The sequence below is a fragment of the Pseudomonas fuscovaginae SE-1 genome (genome assembly GCF_000364705.1).
GTDB classification, from domain to species: Bacteria; Pseudomonadota; Gammaproteobacteria; order Pseudomonadales; family Pseudomonadaceae; genus Aquipseudomonas; species Aquipseudomonas fuscovaginae_A.
Genome location: NZ_AQOH01000083.1, coordinates 1 through 23,155, shown reverse-complemented (window position 1 = coordinate 23,155; position 23,155 = coordinate 1). Strand labels below are relative to the sequence as shown.

The 23,155-nt window shown below is 63.3% G+C and carries 18 protein-coding genes; 12 read left to right on the top strand and 6 right to left on the bottom strand.

Annotated features, from left to right (window positions below; translation table 11 throughout):
* Window positions 1–72 precede the first annotated feature (72 nt).
* The 4 genes from hrpA to K675_RS0109800 all read left to right on the top strand — a co-directional run bounded on the left by hrpA (window position 73) and on the right by K675_RS0109800 (window position 8,454).
* Window positions 73–3,984 (top strand): ATP-dependent RNA helicase HrpA, encoded by a 3,912-nt coding sequence (hrpA, locus tag K675_RS0109815; RefSeq protein WP_017903343.1) that lies wholly within the window; start codon window positions 73–75, stop codon window positions 3,982–3,984.
* Window positions 3,985–4,186: 202 nt separating this feature from the next.
* Window positions 4,187–5,308: a beta-ketoacyl-ACP synthase III gene (locus K675_RS0109810; protein ID WP_017903342.1), complete on the top strand. Its 1,122-nt coding sequence runs from the start codon at window positions 4,187–4,189 to the stop codon at window positions 5,306–5,308.
* Between the two features lie 285 nt (window positions 5,309–5,593).
* Window positions 5,594–6,961: an OprD family porin gene (locus K675_RS0109805; protein WP_017903341.1), complete on the top strand. Its 1,368-nt coding sequence runs from the start codon at window positions 5,594–5,596 to the stop codon at window positions 6,959–6,961.
* A 368-nt stretch (window positions 6,962–7,329) separates the two neighbouring features.
* Window positions 7,330–8,454, top strand: a complete 1,125-nt coding sequence (locus tag K675_RS0109800) for a GNAT family N-acetyltransferase (protein WP_017903340.1) — start codon at window positions 7,330–7,332, stop codon at window positions 8,452–8,454.
* A gap of 344 nt (window positions 8,455–8,798) precedes the next feature.
* Here K675_RS0109800 and K675_RS0109795 read toward each other — a convergent pair whose 3' ends face one another.
* The 4 genes from K675_RS0109795 to K675_RS0109780 form a co-directional block, all read right to left on the bottom strand.
* Window positions 8,799–10,631 (bottom strand): ABC transporter ATP-binding protein, encoded by a 1,833-nt coding sequence (locus K675_RS0109795; RefSeq protein WP_017903339.1) that lies wholly within the window; start codon window positions 10,629–10,631, stop codon window positions 8,799–8,801.
* A gap of 84 nt (window positions 10,632–10,715) precedes the next feature.
* Complete coding sequence (locus tag K675_RS0109790) at window positions 10,716–11,282, bottom strand: peptidylprolyl isomerase A (protein ID WP_017903338.1); 567 nt, start codon at window positions 11,280–11,282, stop codon at window positions 10,716–10,718.
* Window positions 11,283–11,285: 3 nt separating this feature from the next.
* On the bottom strand, window positions 11,286–12,089 hold the full coding sequence (locus K675_RS0109785; protein ID WP_017903337.1) for an alpha/beta fold hydrolase: 804 nt from the start codon (window positions 12,087–12,089) through the stop codon (window positions 11,286–11,288).
* Window positions 12,090–12,103: 14 nt separating this feature from the next.
* Window positions 12,104–13,027 carry a LysR family transcriptional regulator gene (locus K675_RS0109780; protein WP_017903336.1) on the bottom strand — a complete coding sequence of 308 codons (924 nt, stop codon included), beginning with the start codon at window positions 13,025–13,027 and terminating at the stop codon, window positions 12,104–12,106.
* A gap of 49 nt (window positions 13,028–13,076) precedes the next feature.
* Between K675_RS0109780 and K675_RS0109775 the strand changes: the two genes are divergently transcribed.
* The 4 genes from K675_RS0109775 (at window position 13,077) to K675_RS0109760 (ending at window position 16,315) form a co-directional block, all read left to right on the top strand.
* Window positions 13,077–13,391, top strand: coding sequence for a hypothetical protein (locus K675_RS0109775; protein WP_026145071.1), 315 nt, complete (start codon window positions 13,077–13,079; stop codon window positions 13,389–13,391).
* 147 nt (window positions 13,392–13,538) lie between these two features.
* Window positions 13,539–14,138 carry an FMN-dependent NADH-azoreductase gene (locus K675_RS0109770; protein ID WP_017903334.1) on the top strand — a complete coding sequence of 200 codons (600 nt, stop codon included), beginning with the start codon at window positions 13,539–13,541 and terminating at the stop codon, window positions 14,136–14,138.
* Between the two features lie 347 nt (window positions 14,139–14,485).
* On the top strand, window positions 14,486–15,349 hold the full coding sequence (locus K675_RS0109765; protein ID WP_017903333.1) for a carboxylate/amino acid/amine transporter: 864 nt from the start codon (window positions 14,486–14,488) through the stop codon (window positions 15,347–15,349).
* Between the two features lie 147 nt (window positions 15,350–15,496).
* A complete protein-coding gene (locus K675_RS0109760) occupies window positions 15,497–16,315 on the top strand; it encodes an HDOD domain-containing protein (protein WP_017903332.1) in 819 nt (272 codons plus the stop codon).
* Window positions 16,316–16,405: 90 nt separating this feature from the next.
* Here K675_RS0109760 and K675_RS0109755 read toward each other — a convergent pair whose 3' ends face one another.
* The gene (locus K675_RS0109755; RefSeq protein ID WP_017903331.1) at window positions 16,406–17,704 is read right to left on the bottom strand and encodes a mechanosensitive ion channel family protein; all 1,299 of its coding nucleotides are present in this window, start codon (window positions 17,702–17,704) and stop codon (window positions 16,406–16,408) included.
* A gap of 195 nt (window positions 17,705–17,899) precedes the next feature.
* On the opposite strand from K675_RS0109755, the gene K675_RS0109750 reads away from it, so the two are divergent.
* Both K675_RS0109750 and K675_RS0109745 read left to right on the top strand, forming a co-directional pair.
* A complete protein-coding gene (locus K675_RS0109750) occupies window positions 17,900–19,246 on the top strand; it encodes a DEAD/DEAH box helicase (RefSeq protein WP_017903330.1) in 1,347 nt (448 codons plus the stop codon).
* Between the two features lie 181 nt (window positions 19,247–19,427).
* Window positions 19,428–19,820: a hypothetical protein gene (locus tag K675_RS0109745; RefSeq protein WP_017903329.1), complete on the top strand. Its 393-nt coding sequence runs from the start codon at window positions 19,428–19,430 to the stop codon at window positions 19,818–19,820.
* Window positions 19,821–19,892: 72 nt separating this feature from the next.
* Here K675_RS0109745 and K675_RS0109740 read toward each other — a convergent pair whose 3' ends face one another.
* Window positions 19,893–20,753 carry a DUF6279 family lipoprotein gene (locus tag K675_RS0109740; protein ID WP_017903328.1) on the bottom strand — a complete coding sequence of 287 codons (861 nt, stop codon included), beginning with the start codon at window positions 20,751–20,753 and terminating at the stop codon, window positions 19,893–19,895.
* 284 nt (window positions 20,754–21,037) lie between these two features.
* Between K675_RS0109740 and K675_RS0109735 the strand changes: the two genes are divergently transcribed.
* Window positions 21,038–21,874 (top strand): CvfB family protein, encoded by an 837-nt coding sequence (locus K675_RS0109735; protein ID WP_017903327.1) that lies wholly within the window; start codon window positions 21,038–21,040, stop codon window positions 21,872–21,874.
* A gap of 285 nt (window positions 21,875–22,159) precedes the next feature.
* Window positions 22,160–23,155 (top strand): PAS domain-containing protein (locus tag K675_RS0109730; RefSeq protein WP_017903326.1); only part of this gene is annotated, 996 nt, incomplete at its 3' end.

The following is a 23,155-nucleotide window of genomic DNA, read 5'->3' as shown; positions in this document are numbered from 1 at the left end:
CAGCTCGCCACAGAGGGGGGCAAATCTGCGACAATCCGCCCCCTGCCCAAATAGACGACCCTTGCCGAGCCGATGACCGACGAATCGCCCACTATTGACCAACTGCTGAAAAACCTCGACCTTGCCATGATTGCCGACCGCCACCGCCTGCGGCGGCAACTGCTCGACCTGCGCAAGAAACCCGATGAGGCCAGGTTGGCCCAGTGGGTCGAGAGAATGCAGGCCTCCTGCGCCCTGGTCACGGCGCGGCGCCAGAGCGTGCCGACGATTCGCTACGACGACAGCCTGCCCATCGCCGCCAAGCGCGACGAGATCAAGGCGGCGCTGCTCAAGCACCAGGTGCTGGTCATCGCTGGCGAGACCGGCTCGGGCAAGACCACCCAGTTGCCGAAGATCTGCCTGGAAATTGGCCGCGGCCAGCATGGCCTGATCGGCCACACCCAGCCCCGGCGGATCGCCGCCCGCAGCGTGGCCAGCCGGGTCGCCGAGGAACTGGCGACGCCGCTGGGCAGCCTGGTCGGCTACCAGGTGCGTTTCGAGGACCAGAGCGATGCCAATACCCTGGTCAAGCTGATGACCGACGGCATTCTGCTGGCGGAAACCCAGAACGACCGCTACCTCGAACGCTACGACACGATCATCGTCGACGAGGCCCACGAGCGCAGCCTGAACATCGACTTCCTGCTCGGCTACCTCAAGACCCTGCTGCCGCGGCGCCCGGACCTGAAGGTCATCATCACCTCGGCGACCATCGACCTGGAGCGTTTCTCCAAGCACTTCAACGATGCGCCGATCGTCGAGGTCTCGGGACGTACCTTCCCGGTGGAAACCTGGTACCGGCCGATGACGTCCGAGCAGGACGAGGAGGGCAACCGGGTCGAGGACGACCTCACCGTCGACCAGGCGATCCTCGCCACCCTCGACGAGATCGCCGCCCATGAGCGCAGCGAGCGCAAGAGCCCCGGCGACGTGCTGGTGTTCCTGCCGGGCGAGCGCGAGATCCGCGATGCCGCCGAGATGCTGCGCAAGGCGCAGCTCAAGCACACCGAGATTCTTCCTTTATATGCGCGGCTGACACCGGCCGAGCAGCAGCGGATTTTCCAATCCCACGCGGGGCGGCGCGTGGTGCTGGCGACCAACGTCGCGGAAACCTCGCTGACCGTGCCGGGCATCCGCTACGTGATCGACAGCGGCACCGCGCGCATCAGCCGCTACAGCTATCGGGCCAAGGTCCAGCGGCTGCCCATCGAGGCGATTTCCCAGGCCAGCGCCAACCAGCGCAAGGGCCGTTGCGGTCGGGTCGAGCCGGGGATCTGCGTGCGGCTGTACAGCGAAGAGGATTTCAACGGTCGGCCGGAGTTCACCGACCCGGAAATCCTGCGTACCAACCTGGCGGCGGTGATCCTGCAGATGCTGCACCTGCGCCTGGGCGAAATCACCGCGTTCCCGTTCATCGAACCGCCGGATGGCAAGGCCATCAGCGATGGCTTCAACCTGCTGCAGGAGCTTTCGGCGGTCACCCGCGACAACCAGCTTACGCCGCTCGGTCGGCAACTGGCGCGCCTGCCGGTGGACCCGCGCATGGGCCGCATGCTGCTCGAGGCGGCCAGGCTCGGCAGCCTGCAGGAAGTGCTGATCGTCGCCAGCGCCATGTCGGTGCAGGACCCGCGCGAGCGGCCGCCCGAGCGCCAGCAGGCCGCCGACCAGGCCCATGCGCAATGGAAGGACGCCGATTCGGACTTCGCCGGGCTGATCAACGTCTGGCGCGGTTTCGAGGAGCAGCGCCAGGCCCTCGGTGCCAGCGCCTTGCGCAACTGGTGCCGGAAGAACTTCCTCAACTACCTGCGCATGCGCGAGTGGCGCGATTCGCATCGCCAACTGGCGCTGATCTGCCGCGACCTGCAGTTGAACATCAACAAGGAGCCGGCGGATTATCCCAAGCTGCACAAGGCGGTGTTGTCCGGCCTGCTGAGCCAGATCGGCCAGAAGACCGAGGAAGGCGACTACCTCGGCGCGCGCCAGCGGCGCTTCTGGGTCCACCCGTCCTCGGGCCTGGGCCGCAAGCGTCCGCAGTGGCTGATGACCGCCGAACTGGTGGAAACCACCAAGCTCTATGCGCGCATGGTCGCCAAGATCGAGCCGGACTGGATCGAGCCGCTGGCCGGGCACCTGATCAAGAAGAACCACTTCGAACCGCACTGGGAGAAGAAGCGCGGCCAGGTGGTGGCCTTCGAGCAGATCACTCTGTTCGGCCTGATCGTGGTCGGCCGGCGACCGGTGCATTTCGGCCCGGTCGACCCGGTGGTCTCGCGCGAGCTGTTCATCCGCGAGGCGCTGGTGCGGGGCGAGATCCAGTCCAGGGCCAAGTGCCTGGGCGCCAATACGCGCCTGCTCGAACAGCTCGACGAACTGGAGGCCAAGGCCCGTCGGCGTGACATCCTCGCCGACGAGGAAACCCTGTTCGCCTTCTACGACGCGCGCCTGCCGGCGGAGATCCACCAGACCGCGACCTTCGACAGCTGGTATCGCATCCACAGCCAGAAGAACCCGCAACTGCTGATCATGCGCGAGGACGACGTGCTGGCCCGCGAGGCCAGCGAAGTCACCGCCGCGCAGTACCCGGATACCCTGCATCTGGGGGACCTGACCCTGGACCTGAGTTATCACTTCGAGCCCAACCACCCCCGCGACGGCGTGACCCTGCGTGTGCCGGCGCCGTTGCTGCCGATGCTGCCCGCCGAGCGTCTGGAGTGGCTGGTGCCCGGCCTGATCGAGGCCAAGTGCATCGCCCTGGTGCGCAACCTGCCCAAGGCCCTGCGCAAGAACTTCGTGCCGGTGCCGGACTTCGTCAAGGCGGCGTTGCAGCGCATCGACTTCGCCGAAGGCTCGCTGCCCCAGGCGCTGGGACGCGAGCTGTTGCGCATGACCGGGGCGCGGGTCAGCGACGAGGCCTGGGGCGAAGCGGCGCAGCAGGTGGAAAACCACCTGAAGATGAACCTCGAAGTGGTCGATGCCCAGGGCAAGTTCCTCGGTGAAGGCCGCGACCTGGCGGAACTCACCGCCCGCTTCGCCCAGGCCAGCCAGGCGGCGTTGGCCGTACCGCAGAGTGCGAAGAGCCAGCAGCCGGTGGAAGCCAAGGGCTTTGCGGCGGTCGCCGAGACTACCCAGCAGAAGATCGCCGGACTGTCGATGACGGTCTACCCGGCGCTGGTGGAAGAGGGCGGCACGGTCAAGGAAGGGCGCTTCTCCACCCCGGCCGAAGCCGAGTACCAGCATCGACGGGCGTTGCAGCGGCTGTTGTTGCAGCAGTTGGCGGAGTCGGCGAAGTTCCTGCGGGGCAAGCTGCCGGGGTTGACCGAGCTGGGCCTGCTGTACCGCGAGCTGGGGCGCGTCGAGGCGTTGGTGGAAGACATCCTGCTGGCCAGCCTCGACAGTTGCATCCTTGAGGGCGAAGATCCGTTGCCCCGCGACGGCGCCGGGCTGGCTTCCCTGGCCGAGCGCAAGCGTGGCAACTGGACCGAGCATGCCGAGCGCCTGGCGCGTCTGACCCTGGAGATCCTCAAGCTCTGGCATGGCCTGCAGAAGCGCTTCAAGGGCAAGATCGACCTGGCCCAGGCGGTGGCGCTCAACGATATCAAGCAGCAGTTGAGCCAGTTGGTCTATGCCGGTTTTGTCCGCGAGACGCCGGGGCTGTGGCTGAAGGAGCTGCCGCGCTATCTCAAGGCGATCGAGCTGCGCCTGGAGAAACTGCCGGCCCAGGTGCAGAAGGATCGGGTCTGGAGCACCGAGCTGGCTGGCCTGTGGAGCCAGTACCAGACCCGTGCGAACAAGCATGCCCAGGAAGGCAAGCGCGACCCGCAACTGGAACTGTATCGCTGGTGGCTGGAAGAGTACCGGGTCTCGTTGTTCGCCCAGCAGTTGGGGACAAAGGCACCGATCTCGGACAAACGCCTGAACAAGCAGTGGAGCCAGGTCGAAGCCTAGCCATATGGGCAGGCCCATTGATCTTCACAATGGGCCAAACTCCCGTGTTTATGGCACACTTCGCCGACATAAATGCCCGGTTCAGCGATTGAGCCGGAAGAAAGCCACACGGAGTCATCCTCGTTGTCGGGGGGTGGCCTTTTTACATGTTGGTACGACTGTACCAATGCCTTCTGCCTGAACAGAACCTAGAGGAACGACCGTGCATAACGTCGTCATCAGTGGCACCGGCCTGTACACCCCGGCCAACAGCATTTCCAACGAAGAGCTGGTGCACTCTTTCAATACCTATGTACAGCAGTTCAACGAGGAAAATGCGGCAGCCATCGAGCGCGGCGAGGTTCAGGCCTTGACCGAATCCAGTGCCGCCTTCATCGAAAAGGCTTCCGGCATCAAGAGCCGCTTCGTCATGGACAAGGACGGCATTCTCGATCCGCAGCGGATGAAGCCGCGCCTGCCCGAGCGCAGCAATGACGAATGGTCGATCCTCTGCCAGATGTCCGTGGCCGCCGCCGAACAGGCGTTGCAACGGGCCGGCAAGACCGCCGCGGACATCGACGGGGTGATCGTCGCCTGCTCCAACCTGCAGCGACCGTACCCGGCGGTGGCGATCGAGGTGCAGGAAGCCCTCGGCATCCAGGGTTTCGGCTTCGACATGAACGTGGCCTGTTCCTCGGCGACCTTCGGTATCCAGAACGCCTGCAACAGCGTGCAACTGGGCCAGGCGCGGGCGATCCTGATGGTCAACCCGGAAATCTGCACCGGCCACCTGAACTTCCGCGACCGCGACAGCCACTTCATCTTCGGTGACGCGGCGACGGCGGTGATCATCGAGCGGGCGGACCTGGCGACCTCGCCCTACCAGTTCGACATCGTCAGCACCAAGCTGCTGACCCAGTTCTCCAACAACATCCGCAACAACTTCGGCTTCCTCAACCGTGCGGGAGAAGAGGGGATCGATGCCCGCGACAAGCTGTTCGTCCAGGAAGGGCGCAAGGTGTTCCGCGACGTCTGCCCGATGGTGGCGGAACTGATCGGCCAGCATCTGCGGGAGAACCAGCTGAATGTCGGTGACGTGAAACGCTTCTGGCTGCACCAGGCCAACCTCAGCATGAACCACCTGATCGTCAAGAAGCTGCTGGGCCGCGATGCCACCGAAGAGGAGGCACCGGTGATCCTCGACACCTACGCCAACACCAGTTCGGCCGGTTCGGTGATCTCGTTCCACAAGAACCAGGACGACCTGGCGGCCGGCTCGCTGGCGGTGCTCAGCTCGTTCGGCGCCGGCTATTCGATCGGCAGCGTGCTTCTGCGCAAGCGTTGATCGACGGCGGCGACATGTGGAAAAAGACAGCGTCGCAATAGTCTCAAAAAGCCATTATCTAAAGCGCAAAGCCCCGTAGACCGGAGCTTTGCGCTTTTTTATGCCAGCTCGAAAAAGTTCCGCTGTCATAAAAGCTTTATATAAAAGCAACGGTCCTGAAATAACCCCACGCCAAGATTCCCTCCCAACAAAGCGGGTCAGTCCCCGGCAACAGCCGTGCCCCCGCACGATGACAGCGGACGTCGCAAAAAGACCCGAAGCGTTTGAATCCAGAGGAGCGAAACAATGAACAAGTGCACCTTGGCCCTGGCAGTGGCCGTAGGGGTTTTGTCCCAACAGGCATTTGCCGAGAGCCAGGCTGACGCCAAAGGTTTTATCGAAGGTGCTACGTCGACCCTGGGTCTGCGTAACTTCTACATCAACACCGATAACCGTAGCGGCAAGCCGGCCCAGAGCCTGGTTTCGGAATGGGGCCAGGGCTTGGACCTGCGTTTCAACTCCGGCTACACTCAGGGCACCGTCGGTTTCGGTCTGGATGTGATCGCTCTGGAAGGTATTCGCCTGGATTCCGGCCGTGGCACCAACGGCGCCACCACCACTTCCTACGGCACCACCATGTTCCCGGCTGAGTCCACCGACGGCAAGAACGCCAAGGCCGTCAACGATTTCGGTAGCCTGGGTGTGACCGGCAAGGTCCGCGTTTCGCAGACCGAACTGAAAGTCGGTACCCTGATGCCGAGCAACCCGGTCATCAAGTACAACGACGGTCGCCTGCTGCCACAGACCTTCACCGGTGGCGAGCTGAAGTCGAACGAAATCAAGGATTTGACCCTGGTCGCCGGCCAAGTGGAAGCGGCCAAGGGCCGTAACTCCAGCAACGACGAAGGCCTGTCCCTCGCCGGTGCCAACAGCCCGACTTCGAGTGGCCGTCGCAGCAACAAGTTCTACTACGGTGGTGCCGACTACAAGATCACCAAGGACCTGACCGCGTCGTTCTACCACGGTGAACTGAAGGACTTCTACTCGCAGAACTTCCTGGGCCTGGTGCACAACTGGGCAATCGGCCCGGGCGTACTGAAGAGCGACCTGCGCTACTACCGCAGCCGTGACAACGGCGCCAACGGTGACACCAGCGCCTACTTCACCACTGGCTACTACGATGACAAGCCAGCCAACAGCCGTACCAAGGGCAAGGTCGACAACGACCTCTACAGCTACCTGGCCCTGTACTCGGTTGAAGGCCACACCTTCGGTGCCGGCTACCAGTACACCCGTGGCGACAGTGACTTCCCTTGGCTGAACCAGGGTGACGGTTCGTCCAACAGCACCATCACCGACGCCCAGATCCAGAAGTTCGCCCGTGCCGGCGAGCGCACCTGGCAGGCTCGCTATGCCTACGACTTCGCCAAGGTTGGCGTACCTGGCCTGACCGCCGGCGTGACCTACCTGCACGGCGACAATATCCAGAACGCCGCGGGTGACCAGAGCGAGTGGGAACGCGACATCAGCCTGGCCTACGTCATCCCGCAAGGCACCTTCAAGAACCTGGGCTTTGCCTGGAAAAACGCCATGTGGCGCACCAGCTCCGCCGTGGCTTCCAGCACCCAGGATGAAAACCGCCTGATCGTCAGCTACTCGATTCCACTGCTGTAAGCGCTGTTTCGTAAGCTCTTTTTCACTTCACGCCCTGCCTGGCGCAATGCCTGCGGGGCGTTTTTTTGCCTTTTGCGCTGTCATTACGGGCGTCGTCGCGGCGGTTCGGCGCCCCGACAGGCCCTGCTCCTACAGGGCAGTGCCGTGTGCAGGACTCGTGCGGGACGCGACGTTGTAGGAGCAGGGCTTGCCCGCGAAGAGACCCGCACAATCGCTACAAATCCCGTTAGCCAATCATCTTCGCAGTGCCTGTCTGAACTCGTGGCACCATGGTGTTCCCGCGCCCGTCCCCCGTCCAATGAAATAGTTTTTAATATCCTCTCCCTGCGCGATACTGCCCCGGCGAATGCACTGCCCTGGGGATATCAATGCCGCTACAACGCCTGCAAAGCCTCCGTGAGATCGCGCCCGAGGATTGGGATGCGCTGGTGCCTCCAGGCCAACCCTTTCTGCGTCACGCCTTCCTCGGCGCCCTGGAGGACAGCGGCAGCCTCGGCGAGCGTACCGGCTGGCAGCCGGAGCACCTGCTGCACATCGAACAGGGCCGGCTGATCGCCGCGCTGCCCAGCTACCGTAAATGGCATTCCTACGGTGAGTATGTGTTCGACCACGGCTGGGCCGACGCCTGCCAGCGTGCCGGCATCGCCTATTACCCCAAGCTGCTTACCGCCGTGCCGTTCAGCCCGGTCGGTGGCCCGCGCCTGCTGGCGGCCAGCGCCGAGGACGGTTTCGAGTTGCTGGCGGCACTGCCGGGCTACCTGGAGATCGAGGAGCTGTCCAGCGCCCACATCAACTTCACCGATGCCCTGGCCGATGTTGCCCTGGCCGAGCAACCGGGATGGCTGCAGCGCCTGGGATGCCAGTACCATTGGCAGAACCGCGATTACCGTGACTTCCAGGATTTCCTCGACGCCCTGAGTTCACGCAAGCGCAAGCAGATGCGCAAGGAGCGCGAGCAGGTCGCGGCCCAGGGTTTCGAGTTCGAGTGGCTGGAGGGCAGGGCGCTGAGCGAGGCGCAATGGGATTTCGTCTACGCCTGCTATGCCAACACCTACGCGGTACGACGCCAGGCGCCGTACCTGACACGGACGTTCTTCAGCCTGCTGGCCGAGCGCATGCCGGAGGCGATCCGCGTGGTCATGGCGCATCACGGGGGGCGGCCGGTGGCCATGGCCTTCAGCCTGGTCGGTGGTGACAGTTTCTACGGGCGCTACTGGGGCTGCCTGGCCGAGTTCGACCGCCTGCACTTCGAGACGTGCTTCTACCAGGGCATGGACTACGCCATCGCCCATGGTTTGAAACGCTTCGATGCTGGCGCCCAGGGCGAGCACAAGCTGATTCGCGGCTTCGAGCCGGTGATCACCCATTCCTGGCACTACCTGCGTCATCCCGGGCTCAAGGCGGCCGTGGCGGACTTCCTTGAGCGGGAGCGGGTTGGCATCCTGGAGTATGCCGAAGAGGCGAGGGCGGCGCTGCCTTACCGGCAGCCCTGAGGCTTTTGTGGCTGGTAGGCTTTATGACTGCCATGCGTTTTTGGGACGGCTCTCTTTCCTGTAGCGAGCGGGCTTTTTGTGGCGAGCGGGCTTGCCCGCGCTGGGCTGCATGGCAGCCCCTGGACCAGCTACCTCGGTACGTCAGGTAGAGCGGGGTGGTCGGTTTCAGGGCCGCTTCGCGCCCCAGCGCGGGCAAGCCCGCTCGCCACAGGAGGTCTGCTCCCCAAGACAAGAGGTCTGCTTCCCGCAACAAGAGGTGTGCTCGCCATAAGAGGCCTGTTCGTTACAAGAGGTTCGCTCGCCGCAAGAAAACCGCTGGTCACAAACCTCTGCCTGTACAGGCCTCAGTCAATGCCGACGAAACCGCCGGTCTGGTGCTGCCACAGACGCGCATACAGGCCACCCCGTGCCAGCAGTTCGGCATGGCTGCCGGTCTCGGCGATCCGGCCATGCTCCAGTACCACCAGCCGGTCCATGCGGGCGATGGTCGAAAGGCGGTGGGCGATGGCGATCACGGTCTTGCCCTCCATCAGCGTTTCCAGGCTTTCCTGGATCGCCGCTTCCACTTCCGAGTCCAGTGCCGAGGTCGCTTCGTCCATGATCAGGATCGGCGCGTTCTTGAGCAGCACGCGGGCAATGGCGATGCGCTGGCGCTGACCGCCTGAGAGTTTCACCCCGCGTTCACCGACATGGGCATCGAAGCCGGTGCGCCCCTCGGCATCCGACAGCAGTGGGATGAACTCATCGGCACGCGCCTTGAGCACCGCCTCGTAGAGCTGCGCGTCGCTGGCGTCGGGCTTGCCGTAGAGCAGGTTGTCGCGAATCGAGCGGTGCAGCAGCGAGGTGTCCTGGGTGATCATGCCGACGCTCTCGCGCAGGCTCTCCTGGGTGACCTGGGCGATGTCCTGGCCATCGACCAGGATCCGCCCGCCCTGCACGTCGTACAGGCGCAGCAGCAGGTTGACCAGGGTCGACTTGCCGGCACCGGAAGGGCCGATCAGGCCGATCTTCTCGCCCGGGCGAATGGTCAGGTTGAGGTCCGAGATCACCCCGCTGCGCTTGCCGTAGTGGAAGTCGACATGCTCGAAACGCACCTCGCCACGGCTCACGGCCAAGCGTGGCGCCTGTTCGCGGTCGGTGACGGTAAGGGGTTGGGCGATGGTCTGCAGGCCGTCCTGGACCATGCCGATGTTCTCGAAGATGCCGTTGACCACCCACATGATCCAGCCGGACATGTTGACGATACGGATCACCAGGCCGGTGGTCAGGGCGATGGCGCCGACCGACACCAGCGACTGCGTCCACAACCACAGCGCCAGCCCGGTGGTGGTGACGATCAGCAGGCCGTTCATGCTGGTGATGGCGATGTCCATGCTGGTGACCACCCGTGCCGCCAGTTGGGTCTTCTCGGTCTGCTCCACCAGCGCCTCGCGGGCGTACTGCTGTTCGAAACGGGTGTGTGCGAACAGCTTCAGGGTGGTGATGTTGGTATAGCCGTCGACGATCCGCCCCATCAGTCTGGAGCGCGCGTCGGAGGACTCCACCGAGCGCTGCTTCACCCGCGGCACGAAGTAGTAGAGCGCGCCGCAGTAGCCGGCGAGCCACAGCAGCAGTGGGATCATCAGGCGCCAGTCGGCCTCGACGAACAGCACCAGGGCGCTGATCACGTAGATCAGCACGTGCCACAGCGCGTCGACCGCCTGCACGGCGGAGTCGCGCAGCGAGTTGCCGGTCTGCATGATGCGTTGGGCGATGCGCCCGGCGAAGTCGTTCTGGAAGAAGTTCAGGCTCTGGCGCAGCACGTAGCTGTGATTCTGCCAGCGGATCAGGCTGGTCATGCCGGGGCTGATGGTCTGGTGCACCAGCAGGTCGTGCAGGCCGAAGAAGATCGGCCGCAGCACCAGCGCGACCACCACCATCCACAACAGCTCGCCGCCATGTACCGAGAAGAACTCGGTATTGGGCGTGACCTGGGCCAGATCGATGATCCGGCTCAGATAGCTGAACAGCGCCACTTCGATCAGCGCGGCGAACAGCCCGACGATCAGCAGGGCGACGAAGCTCGGCCAGACCTGGCGCAGGTAATACAGGTAGAAGGGCAGGACCTTGTTCGGAGGCGCGGCGGTAGGGGCGTCGCGGAAAATGTCGATCAGTTGTTCAAAGCGACGATAGAGCATGGGGTCTGGTGCCCGTCGAGCGGGCTCTCCTTCAGAGTGGGGTCGCGCCGGCCGGGGCCTGTTGCCCACGGCCGACAGCCACCGTTAGTCGATGCGCTTGGCCGATTTGATGTAAACCGGGTCCGCCGGTACGTCCGACATGCCGCCGCGGTTGGTGGTTCGCGAGTTGACGATGATGTCGACCACGTCCATGCCCTTGACCACCTTGCCGAACACCGCATAACCGGCATCGCGGCCCGGGTCGAGGAAGTCATTGTCCTTGACGTTGATGAAGAACTGGCTGGTGGCCGAGTTCGGGTCGGAGGTCCGGGCCATGGCCAGGGTGCCCCGGACGTTGTGCAGGCCGTTACTGGCTTCGTTCTTGATTGGGTCGTTGGTTGGCTTCTGGGTCATTTGCGCGGTAAAGCCGCCACCCTGGGCCATGAAACCTGGGATCACCCGGTGGAAGATGGTGTTGTTGTAGAAACCGCTGTCCACATAGGACAGGAAGTTCCTGGTACTGATCGGCGCCTTGACCGGGTCCAGTTCGATCTCGATGGTGCCGTTGGTGGTCACCAGTTGCACGTGAGGCGCCTTGGTTGCCTCGGTGGCGGCCATCAGGTTGGCGGCGAACAGGACGGAGCCGGTGAACAGGACGATTTTTTTCAGCATGGTTCAGTGATCCTGGGTGGTGGTTTCGACTGCCCTCAGAAATTCGAGCAGGGTCCGGTTGAAGACCTTCGGTTGGTCCAGTGGGGTAGCGTGACGGGAGTCGTTGATAACTACCAGTCGGGCATCGGGAATAAGTTTGACATAGCTTTGCTTGAGCGAGACCGGCGTGTAGTCGCGGTCGGCGCTGACGATCAGGGTTGGACAGGTGATGGCCGAGAGTCGTTCCTGAACGCCCCAGCCGACGATGGCGTCGAAGCTGGCGAGATAGGCGCGCTTGTCGTTCCTGGCCCAGCGTTCGGCCATCTTGCGACGCAACTCGGCCTGCTCCGGCTTGGGGAACAGCATGGAGCCGAGGGCCTTGCCGATGCTGTTCAGGCTCAGCAGGCGGGCCAGACTCCAGCGCTTGGCCCACTGCCAGTAGTCGTTGGCGCTGCGCACCTTGACCTCCGGGGCACTGTTGACCACGCACAGGCTGCGCAGCAGCCGGGGTCGTTCCACCGCCAACTGGAAACCGATCATGCCACCCATCGACAGGCCCACCAGGTGCGTCGGGCCCAGTTCCAGGTGTTCGATCAGCGCCACCACGTCGGCGGTGAAACCGGCGATGCTGTAGCGCTGGCGCGGCTTGTCGGAGCGGCCATGGCCGCGGACGTCGACGACGATCACCCGGTAGTGCTCGGCCAGTACCGGCACCTGCAGCTCCCAGTCCAGACCGCTGGAGCCCAGGCCGTGGACCAGCAGCACCGGCGTGCCCTGGCCGTGCTCCTCATAGTGCAGCATGCAACCGTCGTGTTCGAAATAGGCCATCGGTCAACGTCCTGTCAGGCTTGCAGGGGCGCGGCGAACGGCGCATCCAGCGGTGCGGTGTCGAAGGTGCGCAGCAGTTCGACGAGAATCTGCGTGGCCGGCCCCAGGGGTTTGTCCTTGTTCGAGTACAGGTAGAACGCCGGGTGGCGACTGCCGCCCTGGTCCAAGGGTAGTTGCTTGAGCAGGCCTTCGCGGATTTCCCGTTCGATCAGGTGGCGCGGCAGCCAGGCGAAACCCAGGCCGTTGCCGACGAAGCTGGCGGCGGTGGCCAGGCTGCCGACGGTCCAGCGCTGCTCGGCACCGAGCCAGCCGACGTCCCGTGGCTGTTGGCGGCCGGAGTCACGGATCACCACCTGCAACTGGCTTTCCAGGTCCTGGAAGGTCAGTTGTCGTTGCAGGCGGTGCAGGGCGTGTTCCGGGTGGGCGACGGCGACGAACTCCACTGTGCTCATTTCCGTGCCCAGGTAGCCGCGAATATTGACGCTGCTGATGGCGAGGTCGGCGACGCCCTCGAGCAGTACCTCCTCGACCCCTGACAGTACTTCTTCACGCAGGCGAACGCGGCAGCCGCGGCTCTGCGGCATGAACGCGGTCAGCGCCCGCACCAGCCGGGCGTTGGGGTAGGCGGCATCGACCACCAGCCGCACCTCGGCCTCCCAGCCCTGCTCCATGTGGTGCGCCAGGTCCTCGAGCTGGCTGGCCTGCTTGACCAGTTGCCGCGAGCGTCGCAACAGCACCTCGCCGGCTTCGGTCAGCACTGCCTTGCGCCCGTCGATGCGCAGCAGCGGCACGCCGAGCTGGTCCTGCATGCGGGCCACGGTATAGCTGACGGACGACTGCGAGCGGTGCAGGGCTTCGGCCGCCTGGGCAAAGCCACCATGATCGACCACGGCCTGCAGCGTTCGCCATTGATCGAGGGTCACGCGGGGCGCTTTCAAGTTGGGTTCCTCTTGTCCTAAGCTGGCGGTCCACATTGGAGACCGCCGAATGAGAAAGTTCTGTTGTGTGTTGCTGGCCCTGCTACCGCTCGGCGCCTTTGCCTACCCGATCGATGTCGAGAAACAGCTCAATGGCCTGAGCATCGACTACACGGCCCATGACACCGACCAGGACATCGGCTCCCTGCAGTTGAACAACTACGGCAAGACCGACGCGGTGTGCAAGGTGGTGTTCAGCAACGGCCCGGAGGCGCCGAAGACCCGTCAGGTAGAGGTGTTGGCCGGTAAAACCGTGAACGTTACCGCCAAGTTCAACCGCAAGATCATCCGGTTGCGGATGAACCTCAGTTGCACGACGAAATGAAAACACGGGCGGGTTACCGACAAGCATGCGCCTTCCATGAACAAATTTATAGATAGATTGCAGCAGATTTTTCCGCTTTTTAATCGATATAATCCTGTTTAGTCTTCGCTCCATCGACTTAACGCCTTTACCGATGGAGCACTTCCCATGTCCCGCGTACTGATCATCGAAAGCAGCGCCCGCCAGCACGACTCGGTTTCCCGTCAACTGACCCAGCAATTCATCAGCCAGTGGAAAGCCGCGCACCCCGCCGACGAAATCACCGTACGTGACCTGGCGCAGAACCCGGTGCCGCACCTGGACATCAACCTGCTGGGTGGCTGGATGAAGCCGCAGGAACAGCGCAGCGCGATCGAACAGGCGTCCCTGGAACGCTCCAACGAACTGACCGACGAGTTGTTGGCCGCCGACGTGCTGGTGCTGGCCGCGCCGATGTACAACTTCGCCATCCCCAGCACCCTCAAGGCCTGGCTGGACCACGTACTGCGTGCCGGCGTGACTTTCAAGTACACCGAAACCGGCCCTCAGGGCCTGCTCAACGGTAAGCAAGCCTACGTGCTGACCGCCCGCGGCGGGCTGTATGCCGGTGGCACCCACGACCATCAGGAACCCTACCTGCGCCAGGTACTGGCCTTCATCGGCATCCATGACGTGGACTTCATCCATGCCGAAGGCCTGAATATGGGAGGCGACCTTCACGAGAAGGGCCTGAACCAGGCGAAAGCCCGCCTGGCCCAGATTGCCTGAGGTCTTAATCTTCAGCTAATCGCGAAGGGGTTAACTGTCTGCAAGTTCTTCAAGCAGCCCCTTCAAGTTGTTTGCGCATCGAACCTCCCTTTGCACTGGTTGCTCCTGAGTGCATGTAACCCGATCCGGCCCCAGTGCCCGATCGGGTTTTTTTATGGCCGCCTGGCGCAAAAGCCGTTAAGGTCGCGGCCATTCATTTTGTGCGAAATTCTTCATTCCCCTGGGTTGACACCACTGCTGTAGGAGCAGGGCTTGCCCGCCAAGCTTTTAGCGGCCTTGAGGGCCCATTCGCGGGCGAGCCCTGCTCCTACGGAGGTTGTGTTTGGCCACAATATCTACGAGGCCTCATGGGTTACCTGCTTATCGTCACGCTGATCCAGGCGTTTTCCTTCAACCTGATCGGCGAATACCTCGCCGGCCACGTCGACAGCTACTTCGCGGTGCTGGTACGGGTGGTGCTGGCCGGGCTGATCTTCATCCCGCTGACCCGCTGGCGCCAGGTGCCGCCGGCCTTCATGCGCGGCATGCTGCTGATCGGCGCCCTGCAGTTCGGCGTCACCTACGTCTGCCTGTACCTGAGTTTCCGCGTTCTGAGCGTGCCGGAAGTCCTGCTGTTCACCATTCTCACCCCGTTGCACGTGACCCTGATCGAGGATGCTCTCAACCGCCGCTTCAACCCCTGGGCACTGGTCGCGGCCCTGGTGGCGGTCAGCGGCGCCGCGGTGATCCGTTACGACCGGATCAACCCGGACTTCTTCATGGGCTTTGTGCTGTTGCAACTGGCCAACTTCACCTATGCCGCCGGCCAGGTCATGTACAAGCACCTGGTGGCGCGCCACCCCAGTGACCAACCGCACTACCGGCATTTCGGCTACTTCTTCCTGGGTGCCCTGGCGGTGGCCTTGCCGGCCTTCCTGCTGTTCGGCAAGGCCCGCTATCTGCCGGACGGTATCCCGCAATGGCTGGTGCTGGGCTTCCTCGGCGTGATCAGCACCGCGCTGGGCATGTACTGGTGGAACAAGGGCGCCTGCCTGGTCAACGGCGGCACCCTGGCGGTGATGAACAACCTGCACGTCCCGGTGGGCCTGCTGATGAACCTGCTGATCTGGAACCAGCACGAAGACCTGGTGCGCCTGTTCGTGGGCGCTGGCGTTATCCTCGCCGCAGTGTGGATCAGCCGCCGGGGTGCGCGTCGCCACGCCAGCCCCTGACACGCCTTGTAGGAATCGGCTTGATGGCGATGTGGTATTAGTTTCTGGGCAAGTCGTTTCCGGATTTTGCAGCGGTATTTGAAGGCGTGCAGACGGCGGAAAATTGCCTATCGTAAAGATTCTCTACCGGACGAAGAGACCCTTGCCATGGATATCGATACGCTGTTTGCGGAGTTGCACAGCCTTCCCAGCATCCCCAAAGTCGCCCTGGAACTGGTCCAGCAATTCGACAACCCTCACGAAAGCCTCGAAAACGTGGCGCGCAACATCGAGCGCGACCCGGTCATCGCCGCCAAGGTACTGCGCCTGGCGAACTCGGCGCGCTTCAAGGGCGCCCGCGAGTCGGCCAGCATCGAGGACGCCGCCATGCGGTTGGGCTTCAACGTGCTGCGCACCCTGGTGCTGGCTTCGGCCGTGACCGGAGCGTTCAAGTCGGCACCGGGCTTCGACCTCAAGGTGTTCTGGGGGCGCAGCTTCCAGGTCGCCAGCGTCAGCCGGCTGCTGGCCCGCCAGGCCGGGCTCGATGCTGAAGTGGCGTTCACCTGTGGGGTCATGCACGACATCGGCGAGCTGCTGATCCAGACCGGTGCCCCGGACTACGCCGCGCGGATCAAGGGGGCCAGTGGCACCACCAGTCGTGCCGCCAGCGAAACCCAGCAGTTGGGCTTCGGCTACCCGGAAGTCGGCGCGGAGCTGGGCAAGCGCTGGAACCTGCCGCTGACCCTCCAGTCGGCCATCCGCTACCAGGCCCAGCCGCACCTGGCCCCCGAGGGTCAGCCCTACGCACGGGTCACTGCCCAGGCCATGGAAATCTGCGATGCCCTGGAACAGCACGGCGGGCCGAATGCCGAGGCGCGCAATGCCCTGGGTGGGCCCTTGTTCGACGGCGTCGACCTCGACGCGCTGTTCGACAAGCTGCCCCTGGTGCTGGAGCAGGACAAGGCCTTCGCCGACTTCCTCGCCTGACTTCGAGGGCCAGGGCTGGCGAGCGCAGCGTCAGCCCTGGCCATGGAGGTAACGCTTGGTCAGCCAGTAGCACGGCTCTGCGAACCGTTCCTACAGCGCCCGGCTCTGCGGCTCCGGCACATGGCTGGCCCCCAGCAGCGCCGGCAACATGCCCGCGCGCAGGTCACCGCCGCTCGGCTGCTGGTACAGGCTCAGGCCGAACTCCGGCAGCACCGCCAGCAGGTAGTCGAAGATATCCCCCTGGATCCGCTCATAGTCGGCCCACACGGTGGTGCGGGTGAAACAGTAGATTTCCAGGGGCACGCCCTGGGCGGTGGTCTGCATCTGGCGGACCATGCAGGTCATGTTCTGCTGGATCTCCGGATGGTTCTTGATATAGGCCAGCGCGTAGGCGCGGAAAGTGCCGAGGTTGGTCATGCGCCGGCGGTTGGCCGACATCTCGGCGACGTTGCCCTGGGCCTCGTTCCAGGTTTTCAGCTCGGCCTGTTTGCGACCGATGTAGTCGGTGAGCAGGCGCACCTGGCCCAGGCGCTGCTCCTCGTCGTCGTGCAGGAAGCGGATGCCGCTGGCGTCGATGAACAGGCTGCGCTTGATCCGCCGTCCACCGGACTGCTGCATGCCGCGCCAGTTGCGGAACGACTCGGACATCAGGCGCCAGGTCGGGATCGAGACGATGGTCTTGTCGAAGTTCTGCACCTTGACCGTGTGCAGGGTGATGTCGACCACGTCGCCGTCAGCCCCGACCTGCGGCATCTCGATCCAGTCGCCGACCCGCAGCATGTCGTTGCTGGTCAGTTGCACGCTGGCGACGAACGACAGCAGGGTGTCCTTGTAGACCAGCAGGATGACTGCCGACATGGCACCCAGACCGGACAGCAGCAACAGCGGCGAGCGGTCGATCAGGGTGGCGACGATGACGATGGCACCGAGCACGAACAGCACCATCTTCGCCAGTTGCACGTAGCCCTTGATCGAGCGGGTGCGGGCGTGTTCGGTGCGCGCGTAGATATCCAGCAGGGCGTTGAGCAGGGCGCTCAGCGCCAGCATCTGGAACAGGATGGTCACCGCCAGGGCGAGGTTGCCGAGGAACAGCAGGCCGGTCTTGCCCAGGTTCGGCACCAGGTACAGGCCGAACTGGATCACCAGTGACGGGGTCATCTGCGCCAGGCGGTGGAACACCTTGTTCTGGCGCAGGTCGTTGAGCCAGTGCATCGCCGGTTGCCGGCCCAGCAGGCGGGTGGCGTGCAGGATCAGGTAGCGTGCGACGCGGCCGAGCACCAGCGCGACGAGCAGCAGCAGCGCCAGGGCCAGCCCGGTGTGCAGCAGGGGATGTTGGTCGAGGGCGCCCCAGAGGTCCTGGGCGCCGATCCAGAGCTTTTTGATTTCCATGGGGATACGGATTCTTCTGCAGGAAATGGCGGGGAGGGATTAGAGCATTTAACCGGGTGAAGATGACCGTTGAAGACACGCCCGTTCACAAAAACGTCACTGTTTATCGGCGGTTGTGCAAAGAAACTCGGCCTCGGCGCCGGAAACCGTTAACCTATGCAGCTGATATTTTGCATTTCTTCGAGGTCAGCCCCCGTGTTTTCCCAATTCGCCCTGCACGAACGCCTGCTCAAAGCCGTGGCCGAGCTTAAATTTGTCGAGCCCACCCCCGTGCAGGCCGCGGCCATTCCGCTCGCGCTCGAAGGGCGTGACCTGCGGGTGACGGCGCAGACCGGCAGTGGCAAGACCGCCGCGTTCGTGCTGCCGATCCTCAACCGCCTGATCGGCCCGGCGAAGATCCGCGTCAGCATCAAGACCCTGATCCTGCTGCCGACCCGCGAGCTGGCCCAGCAGACGCTGAAGGAAGTCGAGCGCTTCTCGCAGTTCACCTTCATCAAATCCGGCCTGATCACCGGCGGCGAAGACTTCAAGGTGCAGGCCGCGATGCTGCGCAAGGTGCCGGATATCCTGATCGGTACCCCGGGCCGCCTGATCGAGCACCTGAACGCCGGCAACCTGGACCTCAAGGAAGTCGAGGTGCTGGTGCTCGACGAGGCCGACCGCATGCTCGACATGGGCTTCGCCGACGACGTGCAACGCCTGGTCGACGAGTGCGCCAAGCGCCAGCAGACCCTGCTGTTCTCCGCCACCACCGGCGGTTCCGGCCTGCGCGAGATGATCGCCAAGGTACTGAACAACCCCGAGCACCTGCAGCTCAACGCCGTCAGCCAACTGGCCGAGAACACCCGTCAGCAGATCATCACGGCCGACCACGACCACCACAAGGAACAGATCGTCAACTGGCTGCTGGCCAACGAGACCTACGAGAAGGCGATCATCTTCACCAACACCCGGGCCATGGCCGACCGCATCTACGGCCGCCTGGTCGCCCAGCACTACAAGGCGTTCGTGCTGCACGGCGAGAAGGACCAGAAGGACCGCAAGCTGGCCATTGACCGTCTCAAGCAGGGCGCGGTGAAGATCCTCGTCGCCACCGACGTCGCCGCCCGCGGTCTGGATGTGGACGGCCTGGACCTGGTGATCAACTTCGACATGCCGCGCAGCGGCGACGAGTACGTGCACCGTATCGGCCGTACCGGCCGCGCCGGTAACGATGGCCTGGCGATCTCGCTGATCTGCCACAACGACTGGAACCTGATGTCGAGCATCGAGCGCTACCTCAAGCAGAGCTTCGAGCGCCGCACCATCAAGGAAGTCAAGGGCACCTACAGTGGGCCGAAGAAGGTCAAGGCGTCGGGCAAGGCCGCCGGCACCAAGAAGAAAAAGACCTACGCCAAGGGTGACAAGAAGAAGTCGGCGGCCAAGACGCCGACCAAACGCAAGACCGCCAACCGGCCCAAGAGCGATGCGCCGAAGCTGGTCAGCCAGGATGGCATGGCGCCACTGAAACGGCGCAAGCCGGTCGTACCTGCCGCCGAGTAGACGTCGCACCGGGCGGTTGAAAATGCCGCTATTCTCCAGACAACGCCTCGATTTATCGGGGCGTTGTCGTTTCCGCCCGACGGTCGTTACGCTTGGCCAATCCGGCTGAACGGCCACGATTGTCGCCTGTCACTACAGATGAGGGAGCTTTTTCCTGTCTACAGTGGGAGGTTGCATCAGGATGACGACTTACAACTGGGAACTGATCGAACGTCTGCTCCATGAGGTGCAGAACAGCGCCGGGCACAACTTCGCCCCGCGGGCCTATGCCGAGCAACATGCCACGGCCCAGGCGGCAGCGGGGGAGCCGCCGGAGAACCTCGACGCGCTCAAGGCCCTGGCGGCCGATTACGAACGGTTGCTGCTCAAGAACGGCTTCATCGCCCCACGACCGGAAGAGGAGGGGGGCAATGGCGAGAACTTTGTCCTGACACCGAGGGGATCAAGCCTGCTGAGCCTGATCGACAGCAGCATTCCGGGAAATGACCATCCGCGCCTGGTGCTGGATGAGCAGCAGGATGCGCTGGACCCGCGGGTGTTCGATGAGCTGGCGTCGAAGGCGCAGATTGCCTGACACTTCAGCTGATTCGTTGTCTGGGAGGCCTTCTTCGCGGATTTATCCGCGAAGGGCCCTCAAGCCATGCACCTAACCGTCCTGCAGGCACTTCAACTCACTGAAGTCCCGCCGTAGATCGGCAATCCGCTTCAACAGCAGTTCCCGCTGGGTCGGGCTGCTCTCGGCCACCAGGTCCACCAGCAGGCTGCGGGTCGCCCGTTCGGTGCGCTGGTAGGCGCGGCGGTACTCGTCCGTCCATAAGCTGTCCTGGTGCTGCAGCAACTGCGCGATCCGCTGTTCGAACCCGGCACTGTGGCGCTCGGCCACCGCCTCACTCAGTTGCGTCTGCCAGTAGGCCCGGTTGGCGATCCACAAGCGGTTCTGCTCGCCGAGCTCCGTCGACCAGGCGATGACCCGCTGCTGTTGGCTCAGGCTGAGGGGGCCGATCCAGGCCTTCAGGCGCTTGCTCATGCGTTCGCCACGATCACGGATCTGTTCCGGCAGCGGCGGCGCGACATACTCGGCCTGGCGCTCGCGCTGCTCCTTGGCGAAGGCCGCGTCCATCTCCGCGACTTGCCGGTCGTCCAGGCCCTTGAGCAGTTCGATGGCCGAGGGGGTGATTTCCCGGGCGACCTGGGCAATCGCCGTCCGGGCTTCGGCGGTACGCGCCTGCAAATGGGCGTCGTCGACCTGGCCGTTCTCGACCATGGCCTGCACGCGGTCCAGCCATTGCAGGTAGTCCGGCAACTGGGTGGTGCAATGCCATTGCAGGTGTTGCTTGAGGCGCTCGTTGAGCCAGCCTTTCTGCTCGCGATGCATCTCGATGTAGTCGCCGAGGGTCCAGGGGATGATCACGTCGAGATTGCGGTAGGCCAGGCCGATCCGGGTACAGGCGGCGATCGCCAGGCTCAGGATCAGGCAGCAGAGCAGTAGGGCGCGTCGACACGGCATGAGCGAATCCTTGCTGGGGCGGTATCCCCATAGAACACCGGATGGCCTGGCGGTTCAATGCAAAGATGCAGAGGGGCAAGGCGTGCGGGCCTCTTCGCGAATGAATCGGCTCCCACGGTTTGGCGGCGTCTGCCGTGCTTCCTGGGAGCCTGTTCCGCCGCTCATCGACAATGGGCCAAAGACAGTTGGCTCCCACGGCTTTCGAGAGTGCGGGCGACGCGCAGCGTGAAACACCCCCAGCCAAACTCGGGTAGAATGGCGGCCACGCAATGAGGGTATCGGAAATGGCTTTAATCGGGCGCTACAACAGCTTGCAAGTGGTCAAGCACACTAATTTCGGTCTGTACCTGGATGGTGCGCAGGATGGCGAGATTCTTCTGCCCAATCGCTATATCCCCAAGGATGTCCCGAGCGAAGACGAAGACTGGCTGAATGTGTTCATCTACCTGGACAGCGACGACAAGCTGATCGCCACCACCGAAACCCCGAAAGTCCAGGTCGGCGAGTTCGCCAGTCTCAAGGTCAAGGAGGTCAACAGCATCGGCGTGTTCCTCGACTGGGGCCTGCCCAAGGACCTGCTGCTGCCGTACTCCGAGGAAAAGCGCCAGTTGAATGCTGGCGACTATTGCGTGGTGCACGTTTATCTCGACAAGCACACCCGCCGTATCACCGCCACCGCGCGCCTGGACCGCTACCTGGACAAGACCCCGGCCAACTACAAGGTCGGTCAGGAAGTCGACCTGCTGGTGGTCGAAACCACCGACATGGGTTACAAGGCCATCATCAACAACAAGCACTGGGGCCTGATCCACAAGAACGAGGTGTTCAAGTTCCTGCGCTCCGGCAAGCGGGAAAAGGGCTACATCAAGCAGATTCGTGCCGACGGCAAGATCAGCCTGAGCCTGCAGCCGGTCGGTGAAGAGGCCGCCGGCAGCCTCAGCGCCAAGATTCTCGCCAAGCTGCGTGAAAGTCACGGCGTGCTGCCGGTCAGCGACAAGAGCGACCCGGCGTTGATCAGCGACCTGTTCGGGGTCAGCAAGGGCAACTTCAAGAAAGCCATCGGCGCCCTGTACAAGCAGGGTCGGATCGTCATTCATGCCGATCGCATCGAACTGAGCTGAACCGCTGCCGCCAAGGCCCCGGCATCTTCCCCGTGGCCTTGGCGGTATGGCGCAATCCCGTGGGTTTCACGCCGATAGGCCTGCGTTTATTCTCTTTCGGCAAGTCTTCCTGAACTCAGCTATGTTTTTCGTGACCACACCTGAACTGTTCGGGGCGGTGACGGGTGGCTATCGGTTTTTCAAGCAATCAGCGGCGCCGGCTTCCAGGCGACGGATGGTCATCAGTGATTGCCTGAAGGTACCGATAGCCTGGGAATAGCGAGGCAAAAAGGGATTCTTGCAGTCATGTTCAATTCTAATCTGAAGAAGATTCTAGAGAGCAAAGAAGAAGAGCTTTTCGAGCTGAAGCAGTTGTTCCATGGCATGACGGCGGAAATGGTCTCGCTGGTGCTCGATCCGCAGTTTCGCATCATCGGCTTCAACCAGCGTTTTCTCGACCTGCTGGGCTACAAGGCCGAGCAGATGAAGGATCGCCCGTTGGATAACTTCGTCCCGGCCTACGTCAAGAACCTGCCTTGCTTTCATAACCTGCAGGCCGCGGTGGCCAAGGGCGTATCGGTCAGTGACAATTACCGGTTCCTGCGCGCCGATGGCAGCCTGGCCTGGCTGCATGGCAGTTGGCAGCCGGTGAAAAGCGAGAAGGGTGACTTGCTGCATATCCAGTGCTTCGCCCGCGATGTCACCCATACGGTCGAAACCATGAAGGAGAACGAAGCTTTCATCAAGGCGCTGCTGCGTTCCACAGCGGTGATCGAGTTCACCCTCGATGGTGAGGTCATCACCGCCAACGACCAGTTCCTGCGGGCCATGGGTTACTCGCTGGCGCAGATTGTCGGTAAGCATCACCGCATGTTCTGCTCGACCGAAGAGGCCAATTCCAGCCAGTACCAGGCATTCTGGGTCAGGCTCAACCGCGGGGAGTATGTCGCCGATCGTTTCAAGCGCCTCGACAGCCAGGGGCGGGAAGTGTGGCTGGAGGCCACCTACAATCCGGTACACGACGCCCAGGGCCACCTCTACAAGGTGGTCAAGTTCGCCAACGTGGTGACCGACCAGGTGGTCCGCGAGAAGGAGGTCGGCGAGGCGGCAGTGATCGCCTATGGCATTTCGCAGCAGACCGACACCACGGCACAACGCGGTGCGACGGTGGTGAAGAACACGGTGGCGACCATGCAGGAGATTTCCGAGGAAATGCAGTCGGCATCGGAGGGTATCGAAGCCCTGGGCAAGCAGTCGATGTTGATCACCTCGATGGTCCAGACCATTGGCAGCATCGCCGCG